Raw genomic sequence first — 23,114 nt, 5'->3', positions numbered from 1 at the left:
TCACTTTAAAATGAGTTTCGCATTAAAATATAGGCCTAGCAATTTTAAGGATCTTATAGGACAGGAAGTTTTAGTTCGCGTTTTACATAATGCATTTCACTTAGATAAGATACCAGAGTCAATACTTTTAACAGGTACTAGTGGTGTCGGGAAAACAACCGCTGCAAGAATAATATCAATGTGCTTAAATTGTGCTTTTGGACCAACATCTGATCCATGCAATACATGTCAAAATTGTATATCCATCAAAAATTTCAATCATCCAGATGTAATAGAAATAGATGCAGCAAGCAACACAAGTATAGAGGATGTAAAAGTGATTTTAGAAAACTCACGCTACATGCCAATTAGTTCAAAATTTAAAGTATACATAATAGATGAAGTTCATATGTTATCTAACAGTGCATTTAATGCACTACTAAAAGTGTTAGAAGAACCTGCACCTTATGTAAAATTTATTTTAGCAACAACTGAAGTAAAGAAAATACCTGTAACAATCATATCTAGATGCCAAAGATTTGATTTTCAAAAAATATCTACAGACAAACTTATAAAACATTTAAAAGCAATATCAGAAAAAGAAAATATAACATCTGATGAAGAAAGTATTAAACTAATAGCAGATAATGCTGATGGATCAATACGTAATGCACTATCCATATTAGAACAAGCTGCTATATATAGTAATAAAGTTCTATCTGAAAAAAGCACAAAAGAAATGCTAGGGTATGTTAGTAGACATACACTACTAGAAATAATAGAACCATTAGTCACAGGAAATACTTTAGAAGCACTAAAGAAATTTGAAGAATCATGCAACTCATATAGTCCTGTTATAATATTAGATAACATGTTGCAGATTATTTATGAAATATGCTATTTTTCTATAACAAAAAACAATGAATCTTTATCTGACAATAACATTATAACACACATAAAAAATGATAAGATTTTATCCACAACATTTTTATCAAGATTATGGCAGATGCTTTTTAAAGGAATACAAGAAGTAAAATCATCTAATTGTACAAAGCATGCTGCTAATATGCTAATCATCAGATTATGTTACCTATCACCACTGCCATCTCCAAAACAAATAATAGATAAAATCCAGGACAATATAAAAACAAATAATAAACCTGATAATTATAAAAAAGAATTACTTGAATTATTAAAAATCAATAACATGCAAGACTTATATAATCAAATATATGAATCCGACTTAGAAATAACAAATTACAATGACGGAATACTAAATATAAAATGCAATAATACATTATCTAAAGACTTACATGACGATCTATTAAATTTTCTTAATAGCTCAACAAATAAAAAATGGAATATATCAATTGAACAAAATTTTAATATAAGTAAAAATAGCAATACATGCTACAATAAAAGCTTTAACTCAACTATTTGCAACATATTACAAGAATTTGATGGTGCAAAAGTTGTAAACATAGAAAATATAAAAAAGAACAATAACTAAGGAGTAATGTATGTATTCTAGTGATCAACTATCCAGCTTACAAGAACTTTTAAAAAAGAAATTCTCTGAATTTCAAGAACAACAAAAACCTCAAGTTTTTGAAGGTTCATCACTTGGAGGAAAAGTATCTGTAAAAATCAATGTATCTAATATGGTAAGTTATCAGGTAACTGAAGTAAAATTAGATCCATCATTACTACAAGAAAAAGCAATTCTAATAGAAGATTTAATTAGAGCTGCATTTAACGATGCACTAAAAAAGTCATCTGACTATAACAAAAATCTTATAAGTTCTTTACTACCGTTTGGAATATAAAAAACTATGAATTATAAGATAGCAGTAGTAGGAGCTACAGGAAACGTAGGTAGAGTTATTTTAAACGTTTTATCAAGTAGATCATTCCCAGCAAAAGAAGTTATAGCATTAGCATCAAAAAAATCTGTAGGAAAAAAGTTAAGTTACGGAGATAAAATACTAGAATCTCAAGATTTAGATAGTTACGATTTTTCTGATACAGATATAGCAATTTTTTCAGCTGGATCTTCAATATCACAGAAATATGCGCGAACAGCAGCAAACAGAGGATGTATAGTTATAGATAACACTTCTTTATTTCGTATGGAAGATGAGATACCGTTAGTAATACCAGAAATAAATCCAGAGGACATATCTGAATATGATAAACATAATATAATTGCTAATCCAAATTGTTCTACTATACAAATGCTTTTAGCTTTAAACCCACTACATAAAATATCAAAAATAAAAAGAATTGTTGTATCAACATACCAATCAGTTTCTGGTGCAGGAAAGTCTTCAATGGATGAGCTTTATTCACAAACTAAAGGTACATTTATGAATCAAAGTATTGCACCAAAACAATTTACAAAAAGAATTGCTTTCAATTGTATTCCACACATAGATATTTTTATGAAAGATGGATCAACAAAAGAAGAATGGAAAATGGCTGTAGAAACGAAAAAAATATTAGACAGCAATATAGAAGTAAGCGCAACATGTGTCAGAGTACCAGTATTTGTATCACATTCTGAATCAGTAAATGTTGAATTTTTCTCTGAGATTTCAGAAAAAGAAGCTTATGAAGCATTAGAAAATGCTCCAGGAATTTTAATACTTGACAGAAGAGAAGACGGAGGATATGCAACACCATTAGATTGTGTACATGAAGATGAAGTTTACGTATCAAGGCTAAGAAAAGACAACACAGTAAAACATGGTCTTAATATGTGGTTAGTAAGTGACAATTTAAGAAAAGGTGCAGCGTTAAATGCAGTACAAATAGCAGAAATACTCATTAAAGACTATTTATAGAAAATCAACAATCACTACAATTAAAATCAATGACAGTACAAATAGTAAAAAATTGTCATATATTCAAAATAAAATAATTATATTGTAGTAAAAAATGTAAATTATTTAGTAACATATGAAGAAAAAATAAAACATTAAATGCAGTACAAATAATAGAAATTATTATCTATAAAATAAATTCAATGTAGTAATTCAAGCAGTAAGCTATAATTAAAAAATTGTGTAGTAATAGGTCAAGTAAAAATAATACCAACAATTACACATATTGAAATACGAAATTTATCAAGTACAGCAATTCATAAATAGTTCAAAATTAAAAATACAAACAACAAAAGTATTATTAAACTAGTACATTACTTATAAAATACTAACAATCCTCACTAAAATATTCTCAGTTAATATAAGTAAAAAAGCACGATATTCCATCAATGTAGTACAATACAAACTTATATAAATTACTATTAAAAAAAACAAATCCAATAAATAAATTCTTATTAGTAAGTTGTAATTAAAAAAAATGGGATAGTACTTATATTAACACACAACACAAATACTAAAAATATACAAAATAATAAAACATAACAGGTATGTAATTCCACAGTAACAAATAATTATCAATAAATTATAAAACAAAAGCACTATGTAAAATTAAATAAATCATCACAACAATGATACACAAATGTCGTATATATCTTTACAAAATAGAATACAAGTTATGAGTTTAAATAAAATTCATTTCTTAATTTTAAAGCAAAATCTTCCTTTTCCCAAGAGAAACTGCCATTTTCATCAGGAATTCTTCCAAAATGACCATAACAAGATGTAATTTTATAAATAGGATTAAGTAACATTAAATGTTTACAAATTCCATAAGGAGACAAATCTATATTATTTTGTATAAAACTTTTTATAACATTATCACTTACAACTCCAGTACCAAAAGTATTCACATAAAATGAAATAGGACGAGAAATTCCAATAGCATAAGATAATTGAACTAAACATTGACTTGCTAATTTAGCAGAAACAACATTTTTTGCTAAGTAACGAGCCATATAAGCAGCAGATCTATCTACTTTACTTGGATCTTTTCCAGAAAAAGCTCCACCACCATGAGGTATGTGTCCCCCATATGTATCTATCATAATCTTACGACCAGTCAAACCACAATCACCAACTGGGCCACCTATAACAAACCTACCTGCTGGATTAACTAAAAAATCACTATCAGAACACATCCACCCATCTGGCAAAGAGTTCTTAACATATGGATATACAATATCTCTTATTTGACTTTGTGACAGATCTTCAGAATGTTGTATTGAAAGTACAATATTATATGCTTTAACAGGTACATTATTTTCATATAATAATGTAACTTGAGTTTTTGCATCCGGCCCAAGATTTGGTATCTTAAAGTTTTTTACTGCAGAAATAACATTTTTCAAAATCAAATGAGAATAAAAAATTGATGCAGGCATAAAAGCTTCAGTTTCATTTATTGCATACCCATACACTATACCTTGATCACCAGCACCTTGATTCTTACCAAAATTAACTCCAACAAAAATATCTTGCGACTGCTCATGTATTAAAATTTCAATAACAACATGCTCCCAATGAAATCCATCCTGTTCATAACCTATATCTTTTATAACTTGACGAGTTATATATTCTATATCAGAGTTATTAACATTAACACCACAAATTTCACCACTAACTATTACCTTATTTTTAGTTACTAAAGTTTCTATAGCAGCATGAACAATAGGATTCAATGATATATAATAGTCAAGTATAGCATCAGATATTTGATCAGCAATTTTATCAGGATGTCCACTAGAAACAGACTCACTAGTTATAATGTACTCAGATGAACAATTTTGATAATGAAACATGTTAAAAACGTAAACACAAAGATTTTTATAGTATCAAATATGAAATAACTAAACAATATATAATATCCAGACTTTTAAAAAATTAACATTTTTATAAAATTATATACAAACAATACAACTTACCAACACTTTGAGTTATCATTTCAATTACCAAGTAAAAAGTAATAAGCATATCAAAGCATTAAGAATACAAAATATCATAGATTTTAGTAATGACAATAGTTTAAACTATCACTTACTGTTAAGAATATATGTTTCTCTGTATTTTTCTATTAAATAACAGTTTATTGTAATTTTCATTGTTTGTATTGCACTTGATAATTAACTTTTTAAACTATTAGAAAATTTTACTATTATGTAATCATTTGTATTACTGATATTTGTAATGTATTCAGTACTGCATAATTTTAATCTTTACAATGCAAAACAAAATGCTGAACATAAATCCACTTTGAATTTCTCACTTATATATCTGTAATTCAATATCAGTCAAAAACTATTTCTAAATATAAAAACATATACAAGTCCATATTCAAAAAAATCGATAAACTTGACAAATATATTAATTAAAGTACCATTTTATAGTTAAAATGTGCCTGTAGCTCAGCCTGGATAGAGCATCAGCCTTCTAAGCTGTTGGTCAGGGGTTCAAATCCCTTCGGGCACACCATAACATTAACTAACTTTAATTGTTAGTAAATTTTTGTATATCATTTTGTAATTTTCCGCATGAACAATAGCAAATACTATGATGTAGTTATTTCAGGCGCAGGAGTGAATGGAATAATTACAGCAATAGCCTTAAATCAGCTTTCTATTTCTACAGCACTAATAGATAAAAACAAAATCCTATCATCAATGCCAAAAGATAGAGTATTTGCTTTATCAAGGAGGTCTCATGAAATATTAGATAAGTTCAACATATGGAACAACATTAAAGAACATTGCCCTATGTTAGACATTTTAATAAAAGATGAAGACAGTACAATATTTGCACATTATGATCATAAATCCATAAGTGATAAACCAATGGGATATATTGTAGAAAGTAAATTTCTATGTGATGCTTTTAAAAAACACATAAAAAAACTAAACCTTTACTCAGAATGCACATATAAATCAGTAAGCATCTCAAATGACATAGTAAAAATAGAATTAACAGACAATACAACACTACTAACATCACTACTAATATCCGCTGAAGGTAAAAACTCAAGACTAAGACAAATATTTGATATAAAATACATTAATTATGATTATTTTCAAAGCAGTATTATTTGCAATGTAAAACATACGAATCATCATAAAAACTTAGCGGTTGAGCATTTTTCTTCAGTAGGACCACTTGCAATATTACCAATGTATAATGGATATAGGTCTTCCGTAGTTTGGACAAACAAAAAACATATTAGTGAGACACTAATGAAATTAAGCAAACAAGATTTTATTACTGAATTAGAAAAAAAATGTTCTCCATATTTAAATGATATAAAGTTAGACAGTGAAATCAAGTGTTTTCCTTTGCATTTAACATTTGCTAAACATATGCATAAAAACAGATTGGCATTAATAGGTGATGCAGCACATTCTATACATCCAATAGCAGGCCAAGGATTAAATTTAGGTATAAGAGACATAGATAAACTAGTAGATAATATAAAATCAGCAAAACAGTATGGTATAGATATAGGCAGTAACTACGTTTTAAAAAACTTTTCTTATGATAGATATTTCGATAATTTTTCTATGGCAGTCTTTACTACACTTATAGATGATGTATTTTCTAGAAAATCTTGTATTGTAAAAGCTGCAAGAAGAGCTGGATTATATATAATTCAAAATTCAAAAAGTATAAAAAACTATATGATAAAACATGCTATGGGGATAGGAAAACTTAATTAATCTCTATCAATTACATTATCATAATTTTGATTATTCTTTTTATTTTTCACACATAAAATATTTGAAACCATCTTATTTATTGATTCTTCTATTTCTGCAATTGCATTCTTTTTTATTTTATCAATTTCTTCAATATGATTAGTATCTATAAAGTTAAAGTCATTATAATTGTTAAATTCTAAGTTTTCCTTACTATGACTATCTTTTTTAAAAATAGAACATACATATTCAAATAAACATCTGAAGAATTCATTCCAGTTAATTTTAGAAACTTTTAAGTAAAACCAAAAAGGTATAATTAATGATACTCCGGCTTTAAAAAATATAGAATAAGTTAGTGAATCATAGTTGTAATAACACCATTTTGAGTACTTATAAATGTAAATAGCAACATTTTTAGGATCCTTATATGCAAATGCAAATTTAATTCCTTCTTTCATAGCAATAAAAATAAAGGAAGAAAAATAAAGAAACACTAAAATAAAAAATACTCTAATAATAAGATTCTTTATATTCTTTAATAAAAAGAAGAATAACATGTACCTGTAAAAAAGCATAGGGTTACTACATTAAAGCTAACAAAAACATGGCTGGGATGGAAGGGTTCGAACCTCCGAAATGACGGTATCAAAAACCGCTGCCTTACCACTTGGCTACATCCCATCTACAAAACAGCAAACTAATATAGTAATTAGCAAACCTTACTTCATGATTAACAAAGATTATATAGATCAAAAAAAAATGCAAGAAAAAATCAAAGTATTAAATACAAATATATTATATGTAGTTTCACATACCTAACAAACAAATTTTGATATCACTTTTTTTTAATAAATCATGTATCTAATAAAAAGAATTAATAACATATGAAAAAATAAACCTTGTATAATTTCATATTATTATCTATATAATAACAGAAGTTAGAATTGGTTATATTTTTTGTGAATTTTCAAAGTATAATAAAGAACTTACAGAATTACTGGGAAGATTATGGGTGCACGATATTCCAGCCATATACTTCTGAGTTAGGTGCAGCAACCCTTCATCCAGCAACTTCAATGATAGCCATATCAAAAAAACCGTCAAAGCTAGCTTATGTACAACCTGTTATTAGACCTTGTGATGGAAGATACGGTGATAATCCAAACCGTTTATATCAACATCATCAGTATCAAGTATTAATAAAACCATCCAGTACAGATTTACAATCAAATTACTTAAAAAGCCTAGAAAAAATAGGAATATCCATTGAAACTCATGATATAAAATTTATAGAAGATGATTGGGAAAATCCAAGCATTGGTGCTTGGGGCCTTGGATGGGAAGTAACCTGTAACGGCATGGAGATAACACAATTTACTTATATGCAACAAGTAGGAGGTGTAGAATGCTCTTTAGTACCTGGAGAAATTGCTTATGGGCTAGAAAGAATAGCAATGATAATTCAAAAAGTTGATAACGTATACAAAATACTATGGGACGACAACGGAACAACTTATGGTGATGTATTTAAACAGCGTGAATATGAGTTTTCTAAATTAGCTTTAGACTATTATGATGTAGATATACTTTTTAAGCAGTTTAATGAAGCAGAACAAGTGTGTGTTTCTTTAATAGAAAAAAAACTCCCATTAGCAGCATATGACATTTGTACAAAAGCAAGTCATATTCTTAATTTACTTGAATCACGCGGAGTAATAGGAGTAAATGAACGTGCATCTTACATATTACGCGTACGTAAACTTGCAAACTTATGTTGTAGCTTATATACTCAATGTCATTAAAATAAGTAAAACGACATGCCTTTAGAACTGTTATTTGAATGCTTATCAGAAGAAATACCACCTGAGATGCAGAGTAGTGCATGCTTATATACAAATTCCTATATAAAAAAAGAACTAGATCGTTACAACATAAATTTTGAAACAATAAAGGTATTCGTAACTCCAAATAGATTAACTTTATATGTAAATAACATAGTAAACAGTTCATCAAACAATACATTAAAAAGAAAAGGTCCAAAAGTATCAGCAGATAAAATCGCAATAGAGGGTTTTCTAAAGAAAGTTAATAAGAAGATAAGCGACTTAACAATCTGTAGAGTTGGCAATGATGAATTTTATTATGCTGAAATCAGTAACAACATAGAAACAAACACAGAAAATATAATTTCTTCAATTATAGAAAATATGTTAACCAATTTTCCATGGGATAAAAAAATGAGATGGGGATCTGGAAATACATATTGGATCAGACCTATACTAAACATAATGTGTATACTTGACAGAAAAGTATTACCAATAAAGTTTGCTGATATAGAAACAAATAACAAATCATGTGGAAACAGATTTACAAATAGGGAATTCTTTGAGGTAAAAGACTTCAATTCTTACATTTCGCAGCTAAAAAAGAATAATGTAATTTTATGCAAAGAAGAAAGAATGAATTCAATACTTCAACAAATACAAAGTATCACTGAAAAAAACAATTTAGTCTGTGAAAATAATCAGAATTTAATCAATGAGTTAAACGGTATCTTGGAATACCCAATTGTTATAATGGGATCAGTAGATAAAAAATTTCATGATTTACCAAAAGAATTAATATTAAGTGTAATGCATAATCACCAAAAATATTTAGCTGTTTTCACAGGTGATAAAATTACTAACTTTATTACAGTATCAACAATATCAAGTGACACTATAATAAGCGGTCACAATAATGTACTAAATGCAAGGTTAGTAGACGCAAGTTTTTTAATAAATAAAGATAAAGAATACAGTATAGATTATTATGTAGAAAAGCTAAAAAATATAGTATTCCATGCAAAACTTGGATCTGTTTTTGAAAAAGTAAATCGGATCGTAGCTTTATCAAAATATATTTCTATGTGGATACCGCATTCTTCACTAATAAAGGTAGAAAGGGCATCACAGTTATCTAAATTTGATTTATCAACATTAGCTGTAAAAGAATTCCCTGAACTACAGGGAATCATTGGAGGATATTACGCTTCATATTTTAATGAAGAATTAGAAATATCAGAATCCATAGTCAATCATTATGAACCAACAAGCTCAAAAAAAGAATGTCCTTCTTCACCTATAACAATAGCTGTATCAATAGCTGATAAAATAGATAGCTTAGTTGGAATGATAGTTGCAGGAGAACAAGTTACAGGTTCTCGTGATCCTTTTTCAATAAGAAGAATGGCTATATCAGTTATCAGAATAATTATTGAAAATAATCTTAATATACCAATAAAACTTTTATTAGAAAAATCTGTATCACTATATTCATATGCAATAACAGAAAAAAACGCCATCAACAAAATCAAAGATGTAATATCAAGAAAAAACAGAAGAAAAGATATTGTTTCTTATGTATTAGAGTTTTGTTCAAACAGATTTAAAATAATGCTAAAAGAAGAAGGAATTAAAGAAGATATAATAAATGCTGTTATTGAAAGTAGAAAATTCAATAATTTATTGTTAATAAAGAAAGAGGCTAATTTACTTAATGAATATGTTTTTACTTATAATGGAATAGAAATAATAAAAGCATACAAAAGATTAAGCAATATCAGTGAAACAGATGATAATATTAACGTCATAACAAAACAAAAACCTAACAAGAAGTTATTTAAAACAAATGATGAATGTGATTTATACAAAGAGATAAGTTACCAAAAAAATAATATAAAAAAGTTGATAAAGGAAAACAAATTTAAAGATTCATTGGACAATCTTTACAGCTTTAGTCGCTGTGTAAACAAATTCATGGATAATGTAAGAGTAAATGATAAGATGAATAAAGAGTTATATAAAAATAGAATTTCTCTTGTCAAAAGTGCATTTTATGTTTTTGACTTAGTTACAGATTTCAGTAAGATTAAAAATACACACAAGTAAACCTTGAATTTTTTGTAAACCGTATATAAATATTTTACCATACTTGTAAAGAAGAATTGTTATGAGCAAAAGCGACTATTATGAACTGTTAGGTGTAAGCAAAAATGCAACACCAGAAGAAATAAAAAAAGCTTATAGAAAAATGGCACTAAAGTACCACCCTGATACAAACCCTGGTAATAAAGAAGCAGAAGAAAAGTTTAAAGAGTTGTCAGAAGCATATGACGTTCTTATAGATCAAGATAAAAGAGCAGCTTACGATAAATATGGACATAGTGCTTTTGATGGTGGTGCTGGAAGGGGTGGTTTTGATTTTAATAGTGGTTTTTCTGGTGATTTTTCTGATATATTCAATGATCTTTTTGGTGGAGGTTTTAGTAAAGGAGGAAGAAGTTCATCAAGAAGAAGCGAAGGTGCAGTAGGTTCAGACTTAAGATTTGATATAGAAATAACTTTAGAAGACTCTTTTAATGGTAAAAAAGTACCTATAAGTTACGTAACTTATGTAAAGTGCTCTAGTTGTAGCGGTTCAGGGAGTGAGGGATCAGCAAAGTCTGTACAATGTAATACGTGTCACGGTGCAGGTAGTGTTAGAACACAACAAGGATTTTTTACAATAGAAAGAACTTGCCATGTGTGTAATGGAGAAGGTGAAATCATCCAAAACAAATGCAAAAAATGCTCAGGAAGTGGTCGCGTCAGAGATGAAGTAAATTTACTTGTTACAATTCCAAAGGGAATAGAAAGTGGTAATAAAATTAGATTAAATGGGAAAGGAGAAGCAGGATATAGAGGAGCAAGGAGTGGAGACTTGTATGTTTACTCAAATATACAAAAACATAAATTTTTCACACGTAGCGGATCTGATCTATACTGTACTGTACCTATAAAAATGACACTTGCTGCATTAGGTGGGCATATAGAAATGCCATCGATAGATGGTACGTGGACAAAAGTAAAAGTTCCAGAGGGGTCACAAAGTGGAGATAAATTGAGGTTAAAAGAAAAAGGAATGCCAGTTATAAATTCATCGAAAAGGGGAGATATGTATATACAAATAACTGTAGAAACTCCGGTAAAATTAACAAAAAAACAAAAAGAGCTGTTACAAAAGTTTGATGATGAACCTAATGTGGACTGTAACCCTCAATCTACAGGTTTTTTCCAAAAAGTGAAAAGTTTCTGGAAAGATATTAGATCAAATTAAAATACATCAAACACTTTTTTACTTTAGTATTTTAATATGTACATCAATTGCTCAACCATACAACACAAATATAATTTCTACAATATATTCTTAACGTTATAAATACGGAGACTTTTCATTTAATGAATACTAAACAATTCAATAGTACTAAAGTATCAATAAAATATTTACTATTTAGAATTGTTTTTAGGATACTATAGAAGTCCATATACCTTTACTTAAAAAAATTAGCAACATTTTAGTGGCGTCTCTAATATTGACATATTAACCAAATGTATATAACTGATTTTTTACTGGAAGTTTAGTAAACTTTAGTGCTAAAATTAGCAAAAAGATTTTATATATCATCATTTATTTATTAGTATACTGTATTTATAATTTCTTTTCTAAAAGAATATATCTGTACAACTATTTGAAAATTAATTTAGTACAGTATTTCTCACATTACAAACCTGAAAAACTCTATATCTAATTTGATTAATTAGTGTAAAAATTGTAGATAGAAAATGCTATAGAAGAAAAGATTTTTCTTGTATCTAGCACATTGAATTAAATCCTACATTCAACAGAAATTAAAAACATATATATGTATAAACTTACTTCAATACAGTTTTTTTGAAATCCATTACATTATAAATTTACAGACATTATGTAAAAAATTTAATTTCTAAGTCACTCATTAATGCTAACATTATCTATAAAATCATTAAAATGCTGTGGAATATAAATTCCACATTATATTTTTAGTACATCAACTTATCATATATAAATTTTAATGTTAATGTAGGCATTCATGTACTCATTTCAATGCAATGTTTCTATATCTCTTATATTGAAATCATTATAAAACAATTTCACATTCTATATAAGTATTCTACATTATTGCTGAAATTGTAAAAAAACATTTCAACATGTTTTTGTTTTTTTATCATTCTATATCAAGTCCTATATCTTTATTTTTGAAAGAATTAGTTATACATCCAATAGATATGTAATCTACTCCTGTTAGTGCTATGTTCCTTACATTTCTTATATTAACACATCCAGAAACTTCTAGAACTGATTTTCCATTGACTATTTCCACTGCCTGCTTTATTTCACCAATACTCATGTTGTCTAATAAAATCATATCTACATTGTTAAATAACGACTCTTCAACTTGAGATATGTTATCGCATTCAATTGCAACATATACGTCTTTCAAATTCATTCTAAGCCTTTGTATAGCCAAAGTGACACTTCCACAACTAGATATATGATTATCCTTTATGAGTACACCATCATACAAACTATTTCTGTAACTTTCTCCACCTCCAATACATACGGAATATTTGTCTAACATTCTCAGTCCAGGAGTAGTTTTCCTTGTACTACGAATTTTAGCCCTCGTTCCAGAAACTTCATTAACAAATTGCCTAGTGATTGACGCTATACCAGAAGCATGTTGTATAAAGTTTAAAATCACCCTCTCAATAGGCATTAAGTGTATTGCCAACGCTTCTCCACTTACCAAAGTATTATTTTTTCCTGCAATACTTCCATCATTTTTATGAACTTTGTACTTTATATATTCTTTTTTTTTATTGAAGATTTCTTCTAGTATAGGAATTCCACAAACTACCAAATCTTCCCTTGCATTTATAGAAAAATTTACTTTCTCATCTAGTAATATACTATTAGTAGTTATATCACCATTTTCTCCTAAATCTTCCTTTAGTGCATTATTTATAATTTCTGAGAATGAGACTTTCATATTATTAACACTTTTTATGTTTTATATTACAACAACATTGAAGTAATGTAAAAATCTTATATTATTCAAATACAATTTATCATAAAATAATATGAATATTTACGTTTGTACTTTCGTACTTATACTGTCTTACTTAATAGGATCAATTCCATTTGGATTAATACTGTCTTACGTAGGTGGACTAGGTGATATCAGAAAAACAGGATCAGGAAATATAGGAGCTACCAATGTTTTCAGAAAAAGTAAGAAGTTAGCTATTGTGACTCTGATACTGGACTCTTCAAAAGGATTTGCATCCGCTATGTTAGCTAAAAATTTTAACCCAGATCAAACATTTGTCTTTATATCTGCGTTATTTTCTATAATAGGTCATATGTTTCCTGTGTGGTTATCATTTAAAGGTGGTAAAGGAGTAGCTACTTTTTTAGGTTCAGTTATGTTTATTGAGTATAAATTTGTTATGTGTTTTACGCTCCTTTGGATAATAGTTTTTATAATTTTCAGATATTCATCGCTATCATCTATTACATCAACAATTTCAGTTATGTTATTAGTTTATGCACATTTCTCAGCAAATGAAAGCATCATTTTTCTAGTAATATCCTTACTAGTAGTAGTACAACATATTGAAAACATAATGCGCATTATAAAAGGAAAAGAAAATAAGATATTTTAAACATTCAAAAGTTCTTTTTTGAGTAAGCATGACAAAGTGCAACAGCTATTGCATCAGATATATCATATGTACCTTTAAACTCAACATTTAAAATTTTTTCTACCATAAAGTGGACTTGCTCTTTTTTTGCATGTCCGTTTCCTGTAATAGATTTCTTTACATAATTTGATGAATACTCAAAGGCTTGTATATTCATAGTATTTAAGGTCAATAGTAAAACACCTCTAGCGTAACATAAAGATATTGAAGACTTAGGATTCTTATTTATAAATACTTCCTCCATGGATGCGCTGTCTACTTTGTATGAATTGAGTATATTTATAAGTTCTTTATGTATTTTATTCAGCCTTTGACCGAAAGTTTCATTACTGTTAGTTTTGATAACACCATTATTTATCAACTTTATATCTTTTTCAATAGACAATATACCCCAACCCGTATAATTTAAGCCAGGATCCAGGCCTATTACATTCATTTTATGAGCTTATCCAGTATAGAAAAACAAAAAGCAATAACCATATAACATCAACAAAATGCCAGTACCATGCAGCACATTCAAATCCTATATGGTTTTCTGGAGATAATTGATTTTTTCTTGCTCTAATTAAACATATAATTAAAAACAAAGTTCCAACTATTACGTGTAACCCATGAAACCCAGTTATCATGTAGAAGTTAGATGAGTAAATAGCTTTTTCACCAGTCTCATGGAAAGAGAAACCTGTGTGCATATATTCTATTGCTTGAAATGTAGAGAATATAATACCAAGTACTATAGTTGCACACAACATTTTTATTGTGTTTTTATTATCGTTGTTTATTAGAGAATAGTGGGACCATGTTAGTGTACAGCCAGATAACAGCAGTATTACAGTATTCAATAAGGGTATAGACCAAGGATTAAGTTTAGGAATGTCACTTGGAGGCCAATTTAAAAATTTACCTGGTATTAAATTATCGAAAGTGTATACAGGAAATAACCATGCTTTAAAAAACGACCAAAAAAAGCCAAAAAAAAACATTGTTTCTGAAAGAATAAGACCAGCCATAGCTAGCCTAAGTCCTTTTTTAACAATTTCTGTATGACAATTGTCCCTTATTGCTTCTGTGACTATATCTTTCCACCATTTGTAAAGAACTATACTGAGTGAGGGAAAACCAAGTCCAAGCATGACTTTACCAGTATGTGTACCGTGTATGGTTCCAACTGCACCTAGTGCTGTTATTAACACTGTAATTGAAAACAATAATGGCCATGGACTAGGGTTTACTAAATGATGGTCATGTAGCTTCCCTTTCATCACTGTATCCCTAAAAGATTGTTTATTTATTAAGTTTCTATAATTAAAGCAATATGTTGTCAAGATTATATTTTAGTATATAATGCTTAACATTATGTTAAAAATTTGATCTTACTGTTTCTATAAGTGCTTCAATGTTAGCTATGGGAGTGCTTGGAATGATTCCATGTCCTAAGTTGAATATAAATGGTCTATCTTCCATCATGTTAATTAAATCTTTTGTCTGAGATATAGCTTTGTTTTTATCATACGCTACTAGGTATGGGTCTATGTTTCCTTGCAGTATGGATGAAATATTATCCTTTGCCCAAGATATTGGTACATTGTAATCAATGCTTGTAACTGATACACCAGTTTCCTCTGAAAACTGTTTATACATTATTCCTGCACCTTTTGGGAAACCTATTATTGGGAATTCTGGGTAGGATTTACGTATAGATGATACTATTTCTTTTGCAGGGTTTATTATCCACTTTCTGAATTCGTTTGCTGGTACAATTCCTGCGTTGCTATCGAAGATTTGTATTATGTCTACACCACTTTCTATTTGTTTTATTAAATATGAGATTGTTACTTTTGTGATTTTATTTATGATCTTTTCCAACTCTGCATCTTGTAGGTAAGACATTTCTCTAATTTTTGAAAAATTCTTGTCCCGTCCTATCATGTAAGAAGCTACAGTCCAGGGTGCACCTGCAAATCCTATTAATGGCTTGCTTTTTTGCAGGGATTTTCTAACTTCTTTTATACCTTCAAAAACATTCTTTAGGTGACCTAGTACTGCTTTTTCTGGAACATCTATTTCTTTATAACTTGAAATTGGTTGCAAGCTTGGGCCGGCTTCCTTAGTAAATTCTACTTTGCACCCTAGTGCGTCTGGGATCACTAGTATATCTGAGAATATTATCGCCGCGTCCAAGCCGAACCTCCTTACCGGCTGCATTGTAATTTCCTTTACTAGACCTGGCGTATAGCACAGCTCTAGAAAACCTGCAGCCTTTTTTGCCACCTCATGGTACTCTGGTAGATACCTTCCAGCCTGCCTCATGAACCACACTGGTATTCCCTGCTGCCTGGCCTTACTTGCTATAGTTTTTAACATGTCCTTCACCCCACAGAAATTATATAAATATTATATCCTTATAGATAGTTCTTATAGTTGATCCCTGTGAATTATGTGAATAAAACCTGTTTTTGTAAAATATATGTTGAAAACTCACCGATGCATTTTTTGTGAATAACTCTGTTAATAAAGTACATATCATACTGATTTTCTACTACAATATGTGTGTATAAATAATATGTGAATTGTGTTGATAACTGTGGCTTTAACCAGTGTTTTGCACAACAATTATTGCGCACCTCATGTTCCTAATAACTCTGTGGATAACTACATGACAAAATATGGAAAACTTTTACCTACATGTTTCATGTCAGGTTATTAACAGGCTTGTTAACACAAACTTTATATAGAAAATAAAGTTTTGGATAGTATACTTAAGTGATAATAAAGAATTACAGATTGTATATGAGTGATAAACTTTCTGATAATAGTGATAGTGATGATAGATTTTCCTTGAGCGAATCACTAAGTGTGAAGCTGGTTTCTTTTATGTTAAAAAGAATTCCAAAACTGAAAAAGATGATTGAAAACAATTTGATCAGTGATAATGAATGTTTCACCAATTCTCGCATGTTCTACAATCTTATAAAATTCAATGACTGCTTGGTAAGAGATGTAATGATTCCTAGGACTGAAATCTACGCTATAGACATTACGGATGTACCTGATAGCAAGAACTTGATAGACAAGGTAGTAAAGGGACAATATACAAGGATTCCAGCATACGAAAATAATTTGGATAACATAATAGGATTCATTCACATTAAGGACATAATCTCAAATTTCTACAATGAGTTTAATGCAAGAAATATCATACGTGAGGTTATGTACATTCCTCCATCAATGAAAGCAGTCAATCTATTTATAAAAATGCAGTCTTCTCACATACATGTAGCTATAGTAATAGACGAGTATGGTGGTACAGAGGGATTAGTTACTATGGCTGATCTTATTGAAGAAGTAGTTGGTGATATAGGTGATGAGCATGATGTGCCTACTGTACCAAGTATTGTGAATATTTCCGACGATAAGGTTGAAGTAAATGCTAGAGTGCTAGTCAAGGATTTAGAAGAAACTTTCAATATTGATCTCAGAGACTGTAAAGAAGATGATTACGTAACAATAGGCGGTCTCATTTTATCTATGATAGGTAGAGTGCCTGTAGTAAATGAAGTTTTTGAACACAAAAGTGGTGCTATATTTTCTATAAAAGAAGTTGATGACAGATGTATTTATAAGATCATTATTGATTTAAGCAATGTAAAGAAAATTGACTTAAAAGTTGACCATTGAACTCAATTTATCGAGTGCGGATTTAGCCCTTATAAAGGATGTCGCTAAATCTGCATTTATGCTTTTAACATCAGTAACTTTTGAATGCATATTCGCAGGGAATGTAACTAAACTGATTTCCCATAAAGATATTTTCTTGAGTACTCTAACACCTGTTTTTACGTCCATATAATCCTCTATAACGCTGTAGCCTATTGACAACGCGTTAATTATGTCATTTTTAAGCATCAAGTAGGCTTCCTTTCCTTTTTGTATGTCCAGCAGTAAATTTGCTGTTATGTGAAGTCCTATAGTATTTTCAGTCATGTTTGTGATATTACCTATGGGTTCTGCTGAGTTATGCTGCCATAGTAGTTTTACTTTGTTAAAATTTTTTATAGTATTGCTGAATGCTCCTGGTAATATCACATGTTTTTGTCTATCTATAACATTAAATACACTTGCATATCCAGAGAAAGTGCCAGATTGTTTTATATTTTTTTTCGATAAAAATAAATTACATGTTTTTTGTTGCATAAAAAGAACTTTTGTAGTTGTTATTGATTAATTTGATTACAGGATCTTACAGATCTCATAATATTCCGTGATAAGGCTGCCGGTACTGTTTAGTGTTTTTATAAGTGTGTTATAAAGTGTTTCCATTCTCTATTGGAGGTAATCCAAAAGCTGCCCTTTTTTCATTTATAGTCATAAAAGTTGCATGCTCTACGTATTGCCATAGTTGTTTTCTTTTTTCTGTGAGTACAGATATGGAATCTTTATCATATGATAGAAATATATTGTTCCCAAATTTAGGCGTTAGCCAATTGTTAAGGTGTGAAATAATGTTATCTAAATGAGGTAATATTGTTTGTTCCCATAGTGATAATCTCGCTTCAATGAGGTTACTGTATGTGTTATCTCCTGGAATGCCAAGTAATTGAGGTGGCACGCCGAATGCTAATGCAATATCACGTGCTGAGCTATGTTTTGATTCAATAAAGTCCATATCTTTAGGAGATAGGCTCATTTCCTTCCATTCTAATCCTCCTTCAAGTAATATTGGTCTTCCAGCATTTCTTGGGCCAGAATAGAATTCATCTATCTGTGATTTTAACCGTTTGTATTGTTCTTGTGTTAAACTTCCATTGTTATTTCCTTTTGTGTTCACAATTAATGCTCCACTTGGCCTTGCTCCATTTTGTAACATTGCCTGGTTCCAAGATCCAGCCTGGTTATGTTGGTCTATGCTGTATGAAGCTGCTTCTATGGGAGATAATCCATAATAATCATTTAATGGATGAAAATTTTTTATATGTAGTATTTGTGAGTAATTTGTTAATTTACTAATCTTATAGTCATAATTGCAGTTATTTATTGAATAGCGGTAAGAGTAAGGTCTATTATCTTTACCTGAAATAATTTCAACTCTATCTGGACGTAGCAAATGTAGTTCTTTTGGAATCATATTGTGGTTTTCTATCATCAAAATATAGGCATTTCCACTAATCAGTTTATAGGTAAGAATTCCTTCAATGAATTCTGATTTAGAAGTCGTATTATTTGGTCTAGATATTAATTTTAATAAAGGATGGTTTTTTATTTGAAATATGTTATTTCTTACGGTTTTGCTTAATATTAAAGGAACAGATGCTGCTGCTGATGCTATCATGTGAATAGATCTAAATGCAATTACGTTTTTTATGTAACCATTTTCTGCAAAATTTGCGTAACTTCTATTTTTCCATACAGCTTCTGTGAATAATTGTATAGGTATTGAAAAAGTATAAGAACAATCTTGTATTGACTTTTTTTTAAAGAAATGCATAAGTGAAACTCTTTGTGTACAATTTTTAAATTGAGTTAAATTTATTTGGTAATATACTAGCTACATGTGGTTTACCAATTTACTTGGTAATGCAGTTTGTGTGTGGTGTTATGGCAACATTGTTGTTGTATACCTAGATTTAGATAATACATCATATATTGATAGATATGGAAGCTATTTTTATAATATGCCTTTGCTTTTTGATGCATTTTACATTGTTAGTAGTTCTCTAGCATAGAGGTGTTTTTGTTGTTATGGTTATACAATGTGAATCTTATACTCAAAAAATACAGAAAGCGTTCAGTGGTGCAGCGAATTCATATGATGAATTCTCTTATATACAGGATGCAATTTTGCGTGAATTGTGTAGTACTGTTCAGTTAGAGAATTGTGATAAAAAGAACATACTGGATGTGGGTTGTGGTACTGGTAATATAAGTAAATTCTTAGATGTCACAAATCATAACTTTATTCAAGTAGATCTATCTAGAGAAATGTGTGTCGTAGCTAAAGAGAAAAACAATGTGCTATCAGTAAATTGCAATATGGATATGATGCCATTTTGTGAAAATTTGTTTGATATAGTTATTGCTTCTATGGTTTTGCAATGGTCTTGCGATATTAATCTTTCTTTATTGGAGTTGCTAAGGGTAATGAAACCAAATGGTATGTTGTATATAGCAATTCCAATATTTGGAACTTTAATTGAATTAAATAGTGTAATTGAAAAAATAGGAAAATCTTTTAGCAAATTTTATCAAATGGATGAATTGACCAGTATTCTAAATTCCTTAGATGTTGAAATACAGTATATATTTTGTTGTAACTATCGTCAGTACCATAAATCATTTTTCTCTTTATTGTTGAGTATGAAATTAACAGGTACATATGCAAAAAAAATTGATGATAAACAGTATGATATATTTAGCATAAGCAGGATTTATAAGAAATTATATTCTTCGCAGAATTGTGTATTTAGCTCATGGAACATTATGTATTTGATTGTTAAAAAGTAATTTTTTTGTAATAATAAATAGATGAAAGAACTTGATATTATAAAACTGTCACAAGAAATACGTCATTTATCTAAGGAAAATAATGCTGTAATTCTTGCTCATTACTATCAAGATTCAGAAATACAAGATATTGCTGACTTTATTGGTGACTCATTAGAACTTTCTCGAAAGGCAGCAACAACGACAGCTAGTGTTATTGTATTTTGTGGCGTGTACTTTATGGCTGAAGTTGCAAAAATCATTAATCCTACAAAAAAAGTTTTGTTGCCTGATTTGAAGGCGGGATGTTCTTTAGCTGATTCTTGTGATGCTAAAAGTTTTAAAAAATTTCGTGAATTGCATAAAGATTGTATATCAATCACATATATAAATTCTTCAGCAGAAGTAAAAGCTTATTCTGATATAATTTGTACATCTTCAAGTGCTGAAAGGATAATAAGACAAATACCGGAAGATAAACAAATTCTATTTGCTCCAGATAAATTTCTTGGTGATTTTTTAGAAAGGAAAACAAATAGAAAAATGATTTTATGGCCTGGTACTTGTATGGTGCATGAAAGTTTTTCTGAGCGCGAGTTGATTGATATGATGGTGAGACATGATAAAGCCTATGTTTTAGCTCATCCTGAGTGTCCTGGTAATTTGTTAAGACATGCTCATTTTGTTGGATCAACAACTCAGTTATTAAAATTTTCTGCTGAGAACCCTAATTCAGAGTTTATCATTTTGACTGAAGAGGGAATTATTCATCAGATGAAAAAATTATCTCCTGGAAGTACTTTTTATGTAGTTAATACTTTAGATGGTGGTTGTGTTTCGTGTAGCAAATGTCCACATATGCGTTTGAATACTTTAGAAAAATTATGTTTGTGTTTGAAAAATGGCTATCCTGAAGTTACTATTGATGCTGAGATTAGTGATATGGCCAAAAGATCCTTGGATGCTATGTTTAAAATGACTTGATTTTTTTGTATTTTTCTTAGTTAGTAGTGTGAGGATGAGTAAAGAAAAATATGTAGTTTACGGCAAGTGGTCTACTACTAAAATTTTGGTGTAGTATTGTGTACTGTTGTCAGTGATAACATTCTTATCAGTTTTTTACATATTTGCGTTAGCTTTTTACTTTGTGAAAATTCACATTAACCGTTTGATAGTAGCTTAATATCATGTAAGAAATGCAATTATTTACTTAGATTTTCATCAAAATATTTAAACTTATCTTTTTTGTATTTATAAGATTCTGCTTCTGGATAAGCAGTTTTAGCGGAAGTTATATTTTTCCATTCTTTAGAAAATTTTTTGTTTATTTCATAAGATTTTTTAATATTTTTCTGATCTTCATTTAATTCACTGTCACTACATTCTAATATGTCTTTTATAGAATCATCTGGTACGATTGCATCAATAGGACACTCAGGAATACACACTCCACAGTCTATACACTGGTCAGGATCTATGACTAACATGTTAGCTCCCTCATAGAAGCAGTCTACCGGGCATACTTCAACACAATCAGTATATTTACATCTTATGCACTTATCAGTGACGAAGTGTGTCATTACAGAGTTATTAATAATAAAGTAACCATTTTTATTGTAATGTTTTTTCTTGCCGAGTTCAATTAATTTATTGTTTACATAAGGTATAAGTGTGGATTATAGTTAAATTGTGCATGCCGTAAGTATAAGATGGATTAATAAGTGTTGGTTATATCCTAATAGATATAGGAGATATTGGTTCTATATAAATGTTATTTTATGATAAATAATTAATTTTTTTGACAGAATGAATTTGTGCAATGTATTAAATTAAGGGGATTTTTATGGATATTGATAACGATAAGGTGACTACGTCAAGTACGCAGGATAAAAATGGTAGTTTAATGGAAGTAATTATGCGTATATTAAATTTTGGTAACAACTCAGCTGGGAAAGTAAACAGTGAAGATGCTAAGACTCTTGTGGAAGATTTGCAATCTCATGTAGATGATGATGTAGAACATTCACCAAATGAAGTTGAAGAAAAATTGTCTGAAACTAATGAAGAAGAAAGCATTCCTGAAGTTGAAGCAGAAGATTTACAACCTGCTGTGGATGATAATGTAGAACATTCATCAAGTGAAGTTGAAGAAAAATTGTCTGAAACTAATGAAGAAGAAAGTACTCCTGAAGTTAAGGCAGAAAGTTTACAACCTGCTGTAGATGACAATGTAGGAAAATCATCAAGTGAAGTTGAAGAGAAATTATCTGAAACTAATAAAGAAGAAAGTACTACTGAAGTTAAAGCAGAAGATTTGCAACCTGCTATGGGTGATAATGTAGAACATTTATCAAGTGAAGTTGAAGAGAAATTATCTGAAACTAATAAAGAAGAAAGTACTACTGAAGTTAAAGCAGAAGATTTGC

Annotated in this window: 21 protein-coding genes and 2 tRNA genes; 13 read left to right on the top strand and 10 right to left on the bottom strand. The window is 29.3% G+C overall.

What is annotated here, in order from left to right; all coding sequences use genetic code 11:
* The first annotated feature begins 10 nt into the window (after nucleotides 1–10).
* From dnaX to DRF75_RS01870, 3 genes are read left to right on the top strand one after another with little or no spacing between them, the layout of a single operon-like run.
* Nucleotides 11–1,489: a DNA polymerase III subunit gamma/tau gene (dnaX, locus tag DRF75_RS01880; RefSeq protein WP_045171204.1), complete on the top strand. Its 1,479-nt coding sequence runs from the start codon at nucleotides 11–13 to the stop codon at nucleotides 1,487–1,489.
* Nucleotides 1,490–1,499: 10 nt separating this feature from the next.
* Nucleotides 1,500–1,805 carry a YbaB/EbfC family nucleoid-associated protein gene (locus DRF75_RS01875; protein WP_045171205.1) on the top strand — a complete coding sequence of 102 codons (306 nt, stop codon included), beginning with the start codon at nucleotides 1,500–1,502 and terminating at the stop codon, nucleotides 1,803–1,805.
* A gap of 6 nt (nucleotides 1,806–1,811) precedes the next feature.
* Entirely contained in the window at nucleotides 1,812–2,822 is a 1,011-nt protein-coding gene (locus DRF75_RS01870) for an aspartate-semialdehyde dehydrogenase (RefSeq protein WP_045171206.1), read from the top strand.
* A gap of 713 nt (nucleotides 2,823–3,535) precedes the next feature.
* On the opposite strand, the gene metK is transcribed toward DRF75_RS01870, so the two are convergent.
* The gene (metK, locus tag DRF75_RS01865) at nucleotides 3,536–4,720 is read right to left on the bottom strand and encodes a methionine adenosyltransferase (RefSeq protein WP_129992559.1); all 1,185 of its coding nucleotides are present in this window, start codon (nucleotides 4,718–4,720) and stop codon (nucleotides 3,536–3,538) included.
* 592 nt (nucleotides 4,721–5,312) lie between these two features.
* On the opposite strand from metK, the gene DRF75_RS01860 reads away from it, so the two are divergent.
* Together DRF75_RS01860 and DRF75_RS01855 are read left to right on the top strand one after the other, a co-directional pair.
* A tRNA-Arg gene (locus DRF75_RS01860) sits at nucleotides 5,313–5,390 on the top strand.
* Nucleotides 5,391–5,449: 59 nt separating this feature from the next.
* Nucleotides 5,450–6,622, top strand: coding sequence for an FAD-dependent monooxygenase (locus DRF75_RS01855; protein WP_045171208.1), 1,173 nt, complete (start codon nucleotides 5,450–5,452; stop codon nucleotides 6,620–6,622).
* Here DRF75_RS01855 and DRF75_RS01850 read toward each other — a convergent pair.
* A complete protein-coding gene (locus DRF75_RS01850) occupies nucleotides 6,619–7,179 on the bottom strand; it encodes a hypothetical protein (RefSeq protein WP_045171209.1) in 561 nt (186 codons plus the stop codon). The genes DRF75_RS01855 and DRF75_RS01850 overlap by 4 nt on opposite strands.
* A gap of 30 nt (nucleotides 7,180–7,209) precedes the next feature.
* Nucleotides 7,210–7,285, bottom strand: a tRNA-Gln gene (locus DRF75_RS01845).
* A gap of 278 nt (nucleotides 7,286–7,563) precedes the next feature.
* Here DRF75_RS01845 and DRF75_RS01840 point away from each other — a divergent pair.
* From DRF75_RS01840 to dnaJ, 3 genes are all read left to right on the top strand, one after another.
* Nucleotides 7,564–8,406 carry a glycine--tRNA ligase subunit alpha gene (locus tag DRF75_RS01840; protein ID WP_082020005.1) on the top strand — a complete coding sequence of 281 codons (843 nt, stop codon included), beginning with the start codon at nucleotides 7,564–7,566 and terminating at the stop codon, nucleotides 8,404–8,406.
* Between the two features lie 15 nt (nucleotides 8,407–8,421).
* The gene (gene glyS / locus DRF75_RS01835; protein WP_045171210.1) at nucleotides 8,422–10,533 is read left to right on the top strand and encodes a glycine--tRNA ligase subunit beta; all 2,112 of its coding nucleotides are present in this window, start codon (nucleotides 8,422–8,424) and stop codon (nucleotides 10,531–10,533) included.
* A gap of 61 nt (nucleotides 10,534–10,594) precedes the next feature.
* Entirely contained in the window at nucleotides 10,595–11,740 is a 1,146-nt protein-coding gene (gene dnaJ, locus DRF75_RS01830) for a molecular chaperone DnaJ (RefSeq protein WP_045171211.1), read from the top strand.
* 928 nt (nucleotides 11,741–12,668) lie between these two features.
* Here dnaJ and nadC read toward each other — a convergent pair.
* A complete protein-coding gene (gene nadC / locus DRF75_RS01825; RefSeq protein ID WP_045171212.1) occupies nucleotides 12,669–13,493 on the bottom strand; it encodes a carboxylating nicotinate-nucleotide diphosphorylase in 825 nt (274 codons plus the stop codon).
* 91 nt (nucleotides 13,494–13,584) lie between these two features.
* Between nadC and plsY the strand changes: the two genes are divergently transcribed.
* Complete coding sequence (gene plsY / locus DRF75_RS01820) at nucleotides 13,585–14,169, top strand: glycerol-3-phosphate 1-O-acyltransferase PlsY (RefSeq protein WP_045171213.1); 585 nt, start codon at nucleotides 13,585–13,587, stop codon at nucleotides 14,167–14,169.
* A gap of 4 nt (nucleotides 14,170–14,173) precedes the next feature.
* On the opposite strand, the gene ruvC is transcribed toward plsY, so the two are convergent.
* The 3 genes from ruvC to hemE all read right to left on the bottom strand — a co-directional run bounded on the left by ruvC (nucleotide 14,174) and on the right by hemE (nucleotide 16,572).
* Complete coding sequence (gene ruvC / locus DRF75_RS01815; RefSeq protein ID WP_045171214.1) at nucleotides 14,174–14,644, bottom strand: crossover junction endodeoxyribonuclease RuvC; 471 nt, start codon at nucleotides 14,642–14,644, stop codon at nucleotides 14,174–14,176.
* Nucleotide 14,645: 1 nt separating this feature from the next.
* Complete coding sequence (locus tag DRF75_RS01810) at nucleotides 14,646–15,470, bottom strand: cytochrome c oxidase subunit 3 (RefSeq protein WP_045171215.1); 825 nt, start codon at nucleotides 15,468–15,470, stop codon at nucleotides 14,646–14,648.
* A gap of 97 nt (nucleotides 15,471–15,567) precedes the next feature.
* Complete coding sequence (gene hemE / locus DRF75_RS01805; RefSeq protein WP_129992558.1) at nucleotides 15,568–16,572, bottom strand: uroporphyrinogen decarboxylase; 1,005 nt, start codon at nucleotides 16,570–16,572, stop codon at nucleotides 15,568–15,570.
* 426 nt (nucleotides 16,573–16,998) lie between these two features.
* Between hemE and DRF75_RS01800 the strand changes: the two genes are divergently transcribed.
* Nucleotides 16,999–17,886: a hemolysin family protein gene (locus DRF75_RS01800; protein ID WP_200887587.1), complete on the top strand. Its 888-nt coding sequence runs from the start codon at nucleotides 16,999–17,001 to the stop codon at nucleotides 17,884–17,886.
* Here DRF75_RS01800 and DRF75_RS01795 read toward each other — a convergent pair.
* Complete coding sequence (locus DRF75_RS01795; RefSeq protein ID WP_045171217.1) at nucleotides 17,869–18,402, bottom strand: HK97 family phage prohead protease; 534 nt, start codon at nucleotides 18,400–18,402, stop codon at nucleotides 17,869–17,871. The genes DRF75_RS01800 and DRF75_RS01795 overlap by 18 nt on opposite strands.
* A gap of 109 nt (nucleotides 18,403–18,511) precedes the next feature.
* Entirely contained in the window at nucleotides 18,512–19,693 is a 1,182-nt protein-coding gene (locus tag DRF75_RS01790) for a phage portal protein (protein ID WP_045171218.1), read from the bottom strand.
* Nucleotides 19,694–19,947: 254 nt separating this feature from the next.
* On the opposite strand from DRF75_RS01790, the gene DRF75_RS01785 reads away from it, so the two are divergent.
* Together DRF75_RS01785 and nadA are read left to right on the top strand one after the other, a co-directional pair.
* On the top strand, nucleotides 19,948–20,709 hold the full coding sequence (locus tag DRF75_RS01785; protein WP_045171219.1) for a methyltransferase domain-containing protein: 762 nt from the start codon (nucleotides 19,948–19,950) through the stop codon (nucleotides 20,707–20,709).
* A 21-nt stretch (nucleotides 20,710–20,730) separates the two neighbouring features.
* The gene (gene nadA, locus DRF75_RS01780) at nucleotides 20,731–21,672 is read left to right on the top strand and encodes a quinolinate synthase NadA (RefSeq protein WP_045171220.1); all 942 of its coding nucleotides are present in this window, start codon (nucleotides 20,731–20,733) and stop codon (nucleotides 21,670–21,672) included.
* Nucleotides 21,673–21,890: 218 nt separating this feature from the next.
* Here the strand turns inward: nadA and DRF75_RS01775 are convergent, their stop codons facing one another.
* Nucleotides 21,891–22,268, bottom strand: coding sequence for a ferredoxin family protein (locus DRF75_RS01775; RefSeq protein ID WP_045171222.1), 378 nt, complete (start codon nucleotides 22,266–22,268; stop codon nucleotides 21,891–21,893).
* A gap of 263 nt (nucleotides 22,269–22,531) precedes the next feature.
* Between DRF75_RS01775 and DRF75_RS01770 the strand changes: the two genes are divergently transcribed.
* The coding region (locus tag DRF75_RS01770) for a hypothetical protein (protein ID WP_129992557.1) at nucleotides 22,532–23,114 on the top strand (583 nt) is incomplete at its 3' end.

The sequence above is a fragment of the Ehrlichia minasensis genome (assembly GCF_004181775.1).
GTDB classification, from domain to species: domain Bacteria; phylum Pseudomonadota; class Alphaproteobacteria; order Rickettsiales; family Anaplasmataceae; genus Ehrlichia; species Ehrlichia minasensis.
This window is presented reverse-complemented; position numbering and strand designations above follow the sequence as displayed.